The organism is Mesorhizobium sp. WSM4823, assembly GCF_055811195.1.
Genome location: NZ_JBVVQL010000001.1, coordinates 425,829 through 438,758, shown reverse-complemented (window position 1 = coordinate 438,758; position 12,930 = coordinate 425,829). Strand labels below are relative to the sequence as shown.

The 12,930-nt window shown below is 61.8% G+C and carries 9 protein-coding genes; 7 read left to right on the top strand and 2 right to left on the bottom strand.

From position 1 onward, the window contains the following. Positions 1-29: 29 nt before the first annotated feature. The gene (locus tag AC0L26_RS02145) at positions 30-1,067 is read right to left on the bottom strand and encodes a phosphotransferase family protein (protein WP_473631033.1); all 1,038 of its coding nucleotides are present in this window, start codon (positions 1,065-1,067) and stop codon (positions 30-32) included. A gap of 31 nt (positions 1,068-1,098) precedes the next feature. Further along, positions 1,099-2,310 carry an acyl-CoA dehydrogenase family protein gene (locus AC0L26_RS02140; RefSeq protein WP_473631032.1) on the bottom strand — a complete coding sequence of 404 codons (1,212 nt, stop codon included), beginning with the start codon at positions 2,308-2,310 and terminating at the stop codon, positions 1,099-1,101. A 399-nt stretch (positions 2,311-2,709) separates the two neighbouring features. Between AC0L26_RS02140 and torT the strand changes: the two genes are divergently transcribed. The 7 genes from torT (at position 2,710) to AC0L26_RS02105 (ending at position 12,916) form a co-directional block, all read left to right on the top strand. Beyond that, entirely contained in the window at positions 2,710-3,792 is a 1,083-nt protein-coding gene (gene torT, locus AC0L26_RS02135; protein WP_473631031.1) for a TMAO reductase system periplasmic protein TorT, read from the top strand. A 148-nt stretch (positions 3,793-3,940) separates the two neighbouring features. Continuing rightward, positions 3,941-5,476: a sugar ABC transporter ATP-binding protein gene (locus tag AC0L26_RS02130; RefSeq protein ID WP_473631030.1), complete on the top strand. Its 1,536-nt coding sequence runs from the start codon at positions 3,941-3,943 to the stop codon at positions 5,474-5,476. Beyond that, positions 5,473-6,474, top strand: coding sequence for an ABC transporter permease (locus tag AC0L26_RS02125; protein WP_473631029.1), 1,002 nt, complete (start codon positions 5,473-5,475; stop codon positions 6,472-6,474). The genes AC0L26_RS02130 and AC0L26_RS02125 overlap by 4 nt, the downstream gene beginning before the upstream one ends. Next, positions 6,467-7,453 (top strand): ABC transporter permease, encoded by a 987-nt coding sequence (locus tag AC0L26_RS02120; protein ID WP_473631028.1) that lies wholly within the window; start codon positions 6,467-6,469, stop codon positions 7,451-7,453. Before AC0L26_RS02125 ends, AC0L26_RS02120 begins: the two co-directional genes overlap by 8 nt. Positions 7,454-7,465: 12 nt before the next feature. Beyond that, positions 7,466-9,523, top strand: a complete 2,058-nt coding sequence (locus tag AC0L26_RS02115) for a hydantoinase/oxoprolinase family protein (protein WP_473631027.1) — start codon at positions 7,466-7,468, stop codon at positions 9,521-9,523. Continuing rightward, positions 9,523-11,316 carry a hydantoinase B/oxoprolinase family protein gene (locus AC0L26_RS02110; RefSeq protein WP_473631026.1) on the top strand — a complete coding sequence of 598 codons (1,794 nt, stop codon included), beginning with the start codon at positions 9,523-9,525 and terminating at the stop codon, positions 11,314-11,316. Before AC0L26_RS02115 ends, AC0L26_RS02110 begins: the two co-directional genes overlap by 1 nt. Positions 11,317-11,536: 220 nt before the next feature. Further along, positions 11,537-12,916: an aminotransferase gene (locus AC0L26_RS02105; protein ID WP_473631025.1), complete on the top strand. Its 1,380-nt coding sequence runs from the start codon at positions 11,537-11,539 to the stop codon at positions 12,914-12,916. Positions 12,917-12,930: the final 14 nt, after the last annotated feature.

Below are 12,930 nucleotides of genomic sequence, written 5' to 3'. Positions count from 1 at the left end.
TTGAGTGGGACCAGGCGTGAACGCTCCCCTCAGACCGCGCTCCACGGTCTTGCTCCTTGGATGATCTCTTGGGCACGTACGGCAAAGCGGCCGGCGAGAGGCCATTTGCTGGCGGCATCGGCCGACGCCGCGCTGCCTGCCCGCGCCCGGTCGGCGATGCCAACGAAGATCACCGCGAAACGGAACAGTGAAAAAACCAGATGGAAGCGTTCCAGGGACGCAGTGGGCACGGCATGCGCGAAATAATGGTCGAGGAATTCGCGCTGGCTCGGGATACCGAGTGCAGCATGATCGAGGCCGAGGATGCCGCCATATTCGTCCGGGGTCGAATGCCAGGTCATCGAGCAAAAGCCGAGATCGGCGAGCGGATGGCCGATCGTCGACAGCTCCCAATCGAGAATGCCGATCACCTCCGGCTTGCCGGGATGGAACAGCAGATTTCCGAGGCGGAAGTCGCCATGGGCGATCGACGCGCGCCCGTCATCGGCGGGCAGGTGCTGCGGCAGCCAGTCGGCGACCGCTTCAAGTGCCGGAATTCTGTCGCTCGGCGATTCCCTGAGCTGCCTGGTCCAGCGGCCAATCTGGCGCTCGAAATAGTTGCCGGGCCGGCCATAGTCGTCGAGACCGACCTCGTCGGGGGAGACAGCATGCAATTTGGCCATCGCTTCGGCCATGCCGAAGTAGATGCCGCGTCGCTCGGCGGGCGAAAGGCCGGGCAGCGAACAGTCGTGGAAGACGCGACCATCCAGCCGCTCCATCAGGTAGAAGGGCGTGCCGAGCGGCTCGATATCGTCGTGATAGAGCACCGGCCTGGGCACCGGGACGTCGGTCGGTGTGAGCGCTTCAAGCACACGGAATTCGCGGTCGACGGCATGCGCTCCGCGCAGGATCGGCCCGGCCGGCTTCTTGCGCAGCACCATGCGATGCGCACCATAGTCGACGAAGTAGGTTGGGTTGGACTGTCCGCCGCCAATCCGCTCGAGCGTCATTGCGGCGTCGCCGAAGCGGTTCGAGAGAAAAGCCTTCAATGCAGCAGGATCGAAATCCGCATTCAACGGCTGCGCCATCTTTTCCTCCTGAGATGCCACCGCGCGTCGCTTACGCCTCGCCTTCGACCGTCCAGCGCCAGAAGCCTCTCTCTTCCTCGTTGAGGAAACGGTTCAGCACCATCTTGTGGACCTCATCGGCACCGTCGACCAGCCGCGCCTGGCGAGCATAGCGGTAGATCCATTCGAGCACCGTGTCCTTGGAATAGCCACGCGCGCCATTGATCTGGATCGCCACATCGGCTGCGTCATGCAGCACATTGGCGACCTGGACCTTGGCCATCGATACCTCCTTGCGGGCAAAGCCGCCGCGGTCCAGCTCCCACGCAGCCTTCATCACCAGGATGCGGCCGATCTCGATGCGCATGGCGAGGTCGCCGAGCTTCAGCTGGACGCTTTCTCGGTCGGCGAGGCGCTGGCCGAAACCGTAGCGCTCGGCAGCGTAGGCGCGCGCGATCTCGACGCAGCGCTTGGACAATCCGAGCCATCGCATGCAATGGGTAAGTCGCGCCGGGCCGAGCCGCACCTGCGTCACCTTCATGCCCTTGCCCTCGCCGACCAGCATGTCTTCGAAAGGGATTTCGAGCCCATCGAATTCCAGCTCGCAATGCCCGCCATGCTCCTCCGGGCCCATGATCTCGATGCGGCGCATGATGCGCCAGCTCGGCTGGTCCTTGTGGAACATCAGGGCCGACAAACCATGGCGCGGGTCGTCCGAGGTTCGCGCGATCAGGATGAAATGGCTGGCCTCCTCCGCGCCGGTGATGAACCATTTGCGGCCGGTTACGACATATTTGTCGCCGTGCCGCTCGGCACGCGTCATGATCATCGAAGGGTCCGAGCCGCCGCCGGGGTGCGGTTCGGTCATGGCAAAGGCCGAGCGCACCTTGCCCTCGACGATCGGCTTCAGCCATTTTTCCTTCTGCGCTGGCGTGCCGAGCGCCTCCAGAACCATCATGTTGCCGTCGTCGGGCGCTGCCGAATTGAACACCACGGGTCCGAAGATCGACCGGTTCATCTCCTCGTAGCAGACGGCCATGTCCATCTTGCCGAGACCGGCGCCACCGCTTTCCAGCTTGAGTTGCAGGCACCACAGGCCCGCCATCCGCACCTTGGCGCGAAGCCCCTCCAGCAGCGGCAAGGCGATGTTTCCATGCGCATCATAGGACGTCTTGTCGGCTTCGAGCGGCAGTATCTCACGCTCGACAAAGTCGGCAATGCGGACGCGGTAATCTTCGGTGCGAGCGGAAATATCGAAATTCATGGAAACTCCCAGCGGTGAAACGCTGCCTCCTCAAACTCTGTCAGCCTTCACCACCGATATCTTGTTTTCGGCCTGGTCGGTCTCCGGCATTCAGGATTTCGGCTGAATCGCCGTCAATTATCAACCCATTTACGATACCGCTCAGCAGCAAGGCGTGTGCCGCGTCGACCTTTTGGCTACCGGCAATCAGAAGTATGACACGCAACAATATCACTTGACGGCGTGGCAGTGTGATGCATCATATATCGTATATGAGAAATCGGCGAGTAGCTGATCTGGGAACGATATGCATTCCGAACATCTGCGGTTCGCCTTGATCCGAGGCTAGGCGCCGGCTCTTTGCGCATTCCCAGCTCGATATCCGCGAAGTCTGTGAATATCAGCAAAGGAGATGAAGCGATGAGACTGCGATCGAAAATTGGATCGGCAATGGCGCTGGCGACAGTGCTGTCGTTCTCCCTTCCAGCGATGGCCGCCGATTGGTGGCCGTTCACGATCGTCCCGGACGGACCGGATAAGAAGCCGATGGAGGCGATCAAATATGTGCCGCTCGAAAAAGCATCCAAGAAGTGGAACTTGTGCGTCCTCTTCCCGCACCTGAAGGACAGCTATTGGGTCGCCTCCAATTACGGCATTGTCGATGAAGCCAAGCGGCTCGGCGTACGGGCTTATACCTTCCAGGCAGGAGGCTATGATCAACTGCCGAAACAGCTTGCTCAGTTCGATGATTGCCTCGCTTCCAATCCGGATGCCATTCTGATTGGCGCCATCACCGAGGCCGGTGTCGCGGGCCGTCTCAAGGCAGGCATGGACAAGGGCATTCCGATCATCGCCGTCGCAAACCCGATCTACGACAACCCGATCACCGCGCTGATCACCACCGACCACCACCAGAAAGGTCTGCTGTCCGGAAAATACCTCGTGGAATCGCTTGGTGCTGGAGGCGGCAAGGTCGTGGCGTTCCCCGGCCCGCAGAATTCAGGCTGGGCCGAGACCTATCTGAAGGGCTTTCAAGAAGCGATCGCCGGAACAAAGGTCGAGATGCTCGAAGCCAAGTTCGGCGAGGCCGGCGTTGCCGAACAGCTCACGCTGGTAGAGGACGCGCTACAGACCTATCCGGAGATGACCGCGATCTGGGGCGGCGCTCCGACAGCCGAGGCGGCTCTCAGCGCAATATCGGAAGCCGGCCGTGACGACATCAAGGTCGTCTCTTCCTGGGAAGACCAGAAGATGCCGGACCGCATCAAGGAAGGCAAAGTGTTGGGCTTTGCCGCTGAATACCCGGTCATCCTGGCACGCATCGGCGTCGATCTTGCCGTCCGGGCACTGGAGAAGAAACCACTCGAGTTCCTGGCAGCGCATCCTGACGTGCGTGTGCTGCGTGCGACGCCGGGCATGGTCAATAAGGACAACATCGACAAGGTCGATCTGACGCAAATCTACGCACCGGCCGACTGGCAGCCGGTGTTCGATACGGAATAGGTCGACACATCGCGGCCGCGCAAATGGTGCGGCCGCTTCCTGCAAGTGGGCGCGCAAGCGATTGGAGAATTTCCGGCAATTGCTTCGCCTCCACTTCGACGCACCGGGTCACATTTTCGACGTTGGATAGAAATGGCATTTTCCTTTCATGGCGATTGACGCTCCGCTCTTGGAACTCACCGCGATCTCTAAACGCTACGGCCCGTCCCTGGCGCTGGACCAGGTCGATTTCGATCTTTTCCCCGGCGAACTGCATGTACTGTTCGGTGAGAACGGCGCCGGTAAAAGCACGCTGATCAACGTCATCACCGGCAATGTCGCGCCGGACAATGGCCGCTATCGGCTGGCCGGAGAGGAGATCTCCGGCATGTCGCCGCAAGGCGCGAGACAGAACGGCATCGCCGCCGTATTCCAGGAATTTAGCCTTATTCCCGACCTTACGGTCGAAGAAAACCTGTTCCTCGGCCGGGAACGCAAGCACCTGGGGCTGCTTAGGAAATCCGAGATGCGTTCCGAAGCAAGAGCGCTCCTTGCCGATCTCGGATTCGACATTCCAACGGGGCGGATGGTGGCCGAATTGTCGCGCGCCCAGCGCCAGATGGTCGAAATCGCCAAGGCTCTGTTTGAGAAGTCGCGCATCCTCGTGCTCGACGAGCCGACGGCATCGCTGACCGATACTGATGCCGACACGCTGTTCAAGCTGATCGCAGAGCTGAAACGTGGCGGCGTCGGCATTGTCTACGTGTCGCATCGCATGCGTGAAATCCGCCAGCTCGCCGATCGCGTCACCGTGCTGCGCGGCGGCAAGAAAGTTGCGACCGTCGAAGGCGCCGGCGTTACCGAGGCGCAGTTGGTCGAGATGATGGTGGGCCGACCGGTCGGCGACCTCTATCCATCCATTAAGCACGCACCTGGCAAGACCCTTCTGGAAATTTCAGGCCTGTCCAGCGCCGATGGCCGGGTGCGCGACGTCTCCCTTAACGTGCGCGCTGGCGAGATTGTCGGGCTTGCTGGGCTTGTCGGCTGTGGAAAAGGTGAGGTCGGGCGGCTGGTTTTCGGCCTCGAAGCGATTGCCGGCGGGCGCATCACGCTTGGCGACGGCGCCTCCGAAACGCCCTCCCCGCGCAAGATGCTGCAGCGCGGCGTCTGCTATTTTCCGGCCGATCGCGGCACTGACGGTTTGGCGCCGAACAGGCCGATCAAGGAGAACGCCTCGGCTGCGGCGCTCGATCTGATTGAGATCGGCGGCAAGGGATGGCTGCGTAAGAAAACCGAAGCGCGAAGGGTCCTGCAGGTTCTCGAAACGCTTCATGTCCGCCCGCTCATGCCGGATCAAAATGTCGCTCAGTTCTCGGGCGGAAACCGGCAGAAAGTGATGCTTGCGCGTGGCTTGATGCGCGACATCAGCGTCTTCCTGTTCGACGAGCCGACAGTCGGCATCGATGTCGGCGCCAAGGGTGAAATCTACGAATTGCTGCGCGACCTGACCGAGGCGGGCGCCGCCGTCCTTCTGGCGTCGTCGGAACTGCCTGAAATCCTCAATCTCTCCAACCGGATTTACGTCATGCACGAGGGCGAAGTCGTCGCCGAACTCGAAGGCGCGCGCCGGACGGAGGCCGAAGTGCTTGCCGGCTTCTTCGGCAAGCGGCCCGCCGAAGTCGTCGGCATCGAGGCGCGGCCATGACTGCCTTTGTCGAAGGCCACAAGCAAAGGGCCATGCATCTGCTCGCCAATGGCGGGCTGATTCTGCTTTTGATCGCCATCGTCATTGCCGTCAGCGCTTACATCCAACCACGCTTTCTCAGTCAGCAGAACATCATCAACGTGCTGCGCAACGCGTCGATCCTGTCCATCATCTCGATGGGCCAGATGCTGGTGATGATTGCAGGCGGCTTCGATCTGTCGGTCGGTGTCATCGTCGCCTTCGCCTCGATCGAATCCGCGCTTCTGATGGGCTATCTGGTCGCCTGGATGCCTGAGATGCAGGTGCTGGCCGTTGTGCTGGCGGTTGCGCTCGCGATAGGCACCGGCGCTGCAATCGGCCTCGCCAACGGAATGCTCGTCGCGCTGGTTGGCCTATCGCCGTTCATGGTCACGCTAGCCATGAGTTCCGTCGTCGCGGGCGCTACATTCTACGTCACCAAAGGCATCCCGATCTACGGCATGCCGGATTTCTTCATGACGGCAGTCGGTCGCGGCTTCCTGTTCGGCCTGCCGGTGGTGGTCGTCGTCGGTATCGTGGTCGTGCTGCTCACCGTCGCCGTGCAGCGCCTCTCCAGTTTCGGACGCCATGTTTACGCTGTCGGCAGTAATCCGCTCGCCTCGCGTCAGTCCGGTGTGTCGGTCACCCGCATCCTGCTTTCCGTCTACGCGGCGAGCGGCGCCGCTGCGGCGCTGACCGGCATCCTGCTTACCGCGCGCATCGGCTCGGGCCAGTCGACCTTCGGCGGCACCTATGTGCTGGAATCGATTGCTGCGGCGGTGGTGGGCGGAGTCTCGCTGATCGGCGGCTCGGGACGCGCCGAGCGCGTCATGGCCGGCGCGCTGTTCCTCTCAGTCGTTTCGAATTCGATGAACCTGCTGAAGATCGACAGCAAGTACCAGACCCTGGTTCTGGGCGTCGTGCTCATCGCGGCGCTGTGCAGCGAGTTGCTGTTGAAGGGGCGCCGCAAATATGACTAGCCGCGTTCTCGCCAAGCTCAACCGGACGTCGTTCGGAGTGGAATTCCTCATCCGCATCGTGCCGACGATCGTCGTGTTTGCCGGCTTTGCGCTTTATCAGCCGGTCGTCGCCTCTCCGGGCAATCTGTGGAACATCGCGCTGCAGACCTGCTACCTTGCTATCTTCACACTCGGCCAGGTCATCGTGCTGATCACTGCCGGACTCGACCTGTCTATCGGCTTGGCGGTTTCCTATGTCAGCGTGGTCGCCGCGCTCGCCATGGTGCAGTTCACCGACAATCCGCTGCTCGCCGTCTGCGTCTTCATGCTGGTCGGCATGGCTGTCGGGCTGCTGATCGGCGCTTTTAACGGCTTCTTCGTCTCGATCGTGCGCATCAATCCCTTTGTCGTCACGCTCGCCACCTTCAATATCCTTTTGGCGCTGAGCTCCACCGTCACAAAAGGGTTTCCGGTCTCTGGCTTCCCGCCGCAGCTCGGCGACTGGCTGGTCAATGCCAATGTGCTCGGCGTCCCGATCCCGCTGGTCATGGCAGCTGTGGTGATGGCCGCCATCGGCATTATTCTCACCCGCACTGTTTTCGGCCGGAGCCTCTATCTGATTGGCTCGAATCCGCGCATGGCCTTCGTCTCCGGCATCAATGTCCGTCTGCACACGCTCGGCGCCTATATGCTCTGCTCCGGGCTGGCGGCGTTCGGCGCGATCCTGCTCACCGCCCGCGCCGGCTCCGGAGAACCCAATATCGGCGGCAGCCTGGCGCTCGAAACGATCGCGGCCGCCGTCATCGGCGGCGCACGCCTGCGTGGCGGCGAAGGCGGCGTTGGCTCGGCGCTCGCCGGCGCGCTGTTCATCACCGTCCTGTCCAACGGCATGAACCTCGCCCGCATCGACGGCTACATCCAGCAGCTCTGCATCGGCGCCATCATCATCCTCAGCCTGGTCTTCGACCAGCTGTCCCGTAGTTCTTCCCGTTCATCCTAGGAATTGTCCAGCATGTCATTTCAAGCCTGCATCGATATCGGCGGCACCTTCACCGACTGCCTCGTATCCGACGAGTCCGGCCGGATCACCCTCTACAAGGCGCCGACGACGCCGGGGCAGTTCCACAAGGGCTTCATCGACGTGCTGCATGTGGCGGCGCATGAACTGGGCATGACGGCAGCGGAATTCATCGGTCGTATCGGCATCATCGTGCATGGCTCCACAGTCTCGACCAATGCGCTGGTAGAACGCAAGGTCGCGCGTACCGCCGTGCTCCTGAATGAAGGCCATCTCGACATCCTCGTGCTGCGCGAGGGTCCACGCAAAGGCGCATTCGAATGGCAACTCGACTATCCCGAGCCCTATATCAGCCGTAACCTGACAATGCCGGTGCGTGGCCGCATCGACGCGCGCGGCAAGGAAATCGTCCCGTTCGAGAACGACGATGTCGTCGCCGCCGTCCGGAAATTCCGCAAGCTCGGCGTCGAAGCGATCGCCGTCGGCTTCCTGTGGTCGGTCGTGAACCCGGCGCATGAGCTGCGCGCTCGCGACATCATCCACCGCGAGTGGCCGGAGGTCGCTGTTACGCTCAGCCATGAGATCAACCCGATGCCGCGCGAATACAAGCGCATCATCGCTGCCGTCATCGACGCTTCGATCAGCCCGATCGTCAGCACTTACATCAAAGCGCTGGAAGGCGCGCTCACCGCCGAAGGTTTCGGCGGCCAGTTGCTGCTCGCCAATTGCGTCGGCGGCATGATGCCGGTTCCCGACATGATCAAGCGTCCGATCTACAGCGTCATGTCGGGCCCGACCCTGGCCCCTATGGCGGCCCTGGCGCTCACCGAGGAGCCGGACGTCATAGTCGGCGACATGGGTGGAACCACCTTCGACGTCTCGGCGCTGCGCAACCATCAGCTCATCGTCACGCCGGACTCCATGATCCATGACGATTCGCTCGGCATCCCCAAGGTCGATGTCCGTTCGGTGGGCGCTGGCGGCGGGTCTATCGCTTCGGTCGATCAGGGCGGACTGCTGCATGTCGGCCCGCGTAGCGCCGGCGCCTGGCCCGGTCCGGCCTGTTACGGCAATGGCAACGAGGACGCGACCGTCACCGATGCCAATGTCGTGCTCGGCATCATCGACCCGGACTTCTTCCTGGGCGGCCGCATCAAGCTCGACCGCAAGCTAGCGGAGGCCGCCGTGCAGCGCATCGCCGACCGACTCGGCATCGACCTGCTGCAGGCCGCACACGCGATTCATACCACCAGCAATCACAACATGGTGGCGGCGATCGAGGAGATCACCATTCGCGAAGGCATCAATCCGCGCGAAAGCTACTTTGTCTGCGGTGGCGGCGCGACCCCCTGCCATATCGCCGATATGGCCGATATCCTGCAGCTCAAACGCTACATGATACCGCGCTATGTCGCTGGCCTCAGTGCCTTCGGCGGCCTCATCTCCGATATCCGCTGGGAGCAGAGCGGGGTCGCTCCGACCGACAGTAAGCGCTTCGATCCTGATGCGATCAACTCGATGCTCGACCGCCTACAGGCCGAGGGCGAACGCTTCCTCGAGGGCGCCGGCATCCCGAAGGCGCAGCGGCAGTACGAGTTCTCTTTCATGGGCCGCTATGAGTATCAGTCCTGGGAAATCTCGGTGGATTTCAACCGCGATAAGCCAATTTCGCATGACGACCTGCCCAAACTGGTCGAGGATTTCCACAAGATGCACGAGCGCATCTACTCGATCCGCGCCGACAAGGACGTGGTCGAGTTCATCACCTGGAAAGTGCGGGCGATCGGCCATAGGCCGGAGCAGAATCTCTACCGCGAGTTTCGTTTCGAACCGCAGAAAACGGCGCCGGTGCAGAAGGCCCGGCGTGCACTCTATCTGCATGAGCGCGGCGACGCCGTCGACGTCCCGGTATTCGATGGGCAGACAATCGGCGCAGGGGCGAATTTTACCGGTCCATGCCTGATCGAAACGCCGACGTTCACCGCGATGCTCAAGGACGGACACAGGGCTCAAACAGACGAATACGGAAACTTTCTGGTCGAGGTCGCTTGATGGACAGCCCTACCGTGAAGGACGATATGATGGATGAGATGACTGCAAAAAGTGGCAAGCGGAGCGATCCGCTGCTGATGTCGGTTCTGAAAAGCCGCTTCGAGGCGATCGTGCGCGAGATGACGCTGGTCGTGATGCGCGCCAGCCGTTCGGCGGTCATCAAGAATGCGCGCGATTTCAGTTGCGCGATCCTCACCTACGATCACCGCATCGTCTCGACAGAGAACGCGTTGCCGATCCATGTCGCCTCGATGGATCTGGTGACGAAGCCGATCACCGAGCTTTTCGACGATATTCGGCCGGGTGACATCTTCATCAACAACTCGCCCTATCACGGAAGCACGCACCACGCCGACTTCACCCTGTGCATGCCGGTGTTCTTCGACGGCGAGCCGCTGTTTTGGGCGATGGCGCTGTCGCATCACGCCGACACCGGAGCGCCGGTGCCGACCACCTACCTGCCCTTCGCGAAAACGATCTACGAAGAGGGGATCCATTTCCCCTGCGTGCGCATGATGCGTGACTACAAGGAGATCGACGACGTCATCCGTATCGGCCTTACGCGTAACCGCGTACCGGAATTGTGGCTCGGTGATCTGAGGGCGCAGATCGGCGCCTGCAGGACGGCCGAGCGCCGGCTTGGCGAGTTGCTGGCCAAATATGGCCGCGACGGCATTATCACCTATGTCGAAGACTGGTTCGGATACGGCCGCACGATGGCCATCGCAGAGATCAAGAAGCTGCCGGCTGGCACATACCGTTACCAGACCCGCCATGATCCGGTGCCCGGCGTCGCCGACGAAGGCATCCCGGTGTGCGTCGAAGTCACCGTCGATCCGGTCGAGGGCATGATCACGGTCGACGTGCGCGACAATATCGACAACGTGCCTGGCGGCCTCAACCTGACCGAGAACACCTGCACCGGCTCCTGCCGGATGGCCGTCTTCAACAATATCGACGCCTCGATCCCGCACAACCACGGTAGTGCCAGCCGGATCAAGGTGCTGATGCGCGAAGGCAGCGCCATCGGCAAACCACGTTATCCCGTCGGCACGTCGGTTGCGACCACCAATGTCAACGATCGACTGATCTCGGCCGGAAGCTGCGCCTTCTCCGAAATGGGCGCCCCGTTCGGCCAGGCGGAAGGCGGAGGCCACCTGCCGGTCGGTGTCGGCGTCGTCTCGGGCTTCGATCCGTTCAAGGACGGCCAGCCCTATGTGAACCAGGTCTTTGTCGGGTATGCGGGCAGTGGCGCGCGCCATGGTTATGACGGGTGGCTGACCTACTGCGGCCCTGCGAACGGCGGCATGATCAACCTCGATTCCGTTGAGGTCGATGAGGCGATGTACCCGTTCGTCATCGAGTCGCGCGGCGTCGAAAAGGACACGCAAGGCTTTGGCGAATTCGAGGGCTCTCCCGGGGTCGGCGGAGTGTTTTATCCAGTCGATCACGACATGACCCTGGTCTACGCCGCCGACGGCACCACCTTCCCCCCACGGGGCGTGCTTGGCGGCCATGCCGCCTCGCCGACGCGCAGTGAAAAGCGTCTTTCCGATGGCACTGTCGCGACGCTGCCTGCCTTCAACGCCGAAATCTGCGAGCAGGGACAGAAGCTGATGTTCCTGGCTTCGGGCGGCGGCGGTTACGGCGACCCAAAAGCGCGGGCGCCCGAGCGGGTGGTGCGCAGCATCAATCGCGGCTGGCTCAGCCCTGAGAAGGCGGTCGATGTCTATGGCGTCAGCGTCAGCTTCGACGATGCGAAGGCAGAATATGTGATGAGTTCCGCGCAATAGACGTCTCGAACGGCGTGCCGCGCGTGTATCTCCACGCGTAGAGAGATTCCATGCCTCCCCGTCTGGCGGGGGGCGGGCTGCGCGAGCCCTCATCGCAACCGTTTAGGATTTTAGACCGCTGCTGCCCTCCATCTGGCCCAACGCTGGAGCAGAGTAAACACTTGAGCTCACCCCTGCGATATCATATACCATATATGATATAAACTCGACGGAGGCTTTCATGATGCTTTCCAACGCTTCGGCCGACCTCGAAGACGCCGACAAACGTTTTCATTTCCATTCCCAGACAGACCCGGGGCGGCACGCCGAGACCGGCCCGCTGATGATCGTGCGCGGCGAGGGCCCGCATGTGATCGACATCGACGGCAAGAAGTATCTGGACGCGGTGGCGTCCCTGTGGTGCGCGAGCCTGGGCTTCAGCAATGTGCGGCTGGCCGCAGCCGGTGCTGCGGCGCTGGAGACGCTGCCCGTCTATCATACCTTCAACCATCGCTCGAATCCCTTCGTCGCCGAATTGGCAGCAGAGTTGGCGACAATTGTTCCGATTCCGGGCGGGCGGATGTTCTTCACCGACGGCGGCTCGGAGGCCGTCGACACCATGGTCAAGATGGCTTGGTATTACCATTCGGCGAGCGGGCAGCCCGAACGGCGCAAGATCATAGCCAGAACCGGAGCCTTTCACGGGTCGACGGTGATGGCGGCGCGGATCAGCGGTCTCCCGGCGATGCACAAATCCTTCAACCTGCCCGACTGCAACGTAATCCATACCGCCCGGCCGCACTATTATCGGGACGCATTGGAAGGCGAGACGCAGGCCGATTTTTCCGCACGCTTGGCGCGCGAGCTCGATGCCCTCATTCTTGCGGAAGGGCCCGAAACCATCGCCGCCTTCATTGCCGAACCGGTGATGGGCGCGGGCGGGGTCATCGTGCCGCCACAAGGCTATTTTCCAGCAATTCACGAAGTGGTCAAACGACACGGAATACTCTACCTGTCCGATGAAATCATCTGCGGGTTTGGACGGACGGGAAGCTGGTTCGGCTGCGAGACTTTTGGCGTCCAGCCCGACCTCATGTCGATAGCCAAAGGCCTTTCTTCGGGCTATGCGCCGATCGGCGGCGTGGTGGTTTCAGCGCCGGTGTTCGAGGCAATTTCCGAGGAAAGCGGCCGCAACGGCCTGTTCAGTCACGGCTTTACCTATTCTGGCCATCCGGTTTCCGCCGCTATCTCCGTCGAAGCCTTGCGTATCTACAAGGAGATGGATCTCCCGGCAGTATCGAGGTCGCTCGGGCGTAAGCTCGCCGCAGGCCTCCAGCGGATCGCATCGCACCCGCTGGTGGGAGACGTACGCTCGGTAGGCTTCATCGGTGGAGTCGAGCTTGTCGCCGACAAGGCGACCCGGCAATCGTTCCCGGCCGAACTCAAGGTCGGCGCCATGGTCGAGCGCCGGACGCGCGCGCATGATCTGATCGTGCGCAATGTCGGTGACGTCATCGCCATCTGTCCACCCTACATCGTCACCGAAGACGAGGTAGAATTTCTCGTTACCCGCCTCGCGCGCGCGCTGGACGACGTGCACGCCGAGTTGCAGACCGGGTAGAGCGACCAAAGCCG

Bases quoted from the DNA above. Each gene is read 5' to 3' on its own strand.
- AC0L26_RS02145 (WP_473631033.1), bottom strand. From the start codon at position 1,067: ATGGCGCAGCCGTTGAATGCGGATTTCGATCCTGCTGCATTGAAGGCT.
- AC0L26_RS02140 (WP_473631032.1), bottom strand. From the start codon at position 2,310: ATGAATTTCGATATTTCCGCTCGCACCGAAGATTACCGCGTCCGCATT.
- torT (WP_473631031.1), top strand. From the start codon at position 2,710: ATGAGACTGCGATCGAAAATTGGATCGGCAATGGCGCTGGCGACAGTG.
- AC0L26_RS02130 (WP_473631030.1), top strand. From the start codon at position 3,941: ATGGCGATTGACGCTCCGCTCTTGGAACTCACCGCGATCTCTAAACGC.
- AC0L26_RS02125 (WP_473631029.1), top strand. From the start codon at position 5,473: ATGACTGCCTTTGTCGAAGGCCACAAGCAAAGGGCCATGCATCTGCTC.
- AC0L26_RS02120 (WP_473631028.1), top strand. From the start codon at position 6,467: ATGACTAGCCGCGTTCTCGCCAAGCTCAACCGGACGTCGTTCGGAGTG.
- AC0L26_RS02115 (WP_473631027.1), top strand. From the start codon at position 7,466: ATGTCATTTCAAGCCTGCATCGATATCGGCGGCACCTTCACCGACTGC.
- AC0L26_RS02110 (WP_473631026.1), top strand. From the start codon at position 9,523: ATGGACAGCCCTACCGTGAAGGACGATATGATGGATGAGATGACTGCA.
- AC0L26_RS02105 (WP_473631025.1), top strand. From the start codon at position 11,537: ATGATGCTTTCCAACGCTTCGGCCGACCTCGAAGACGCCGACAAACGT.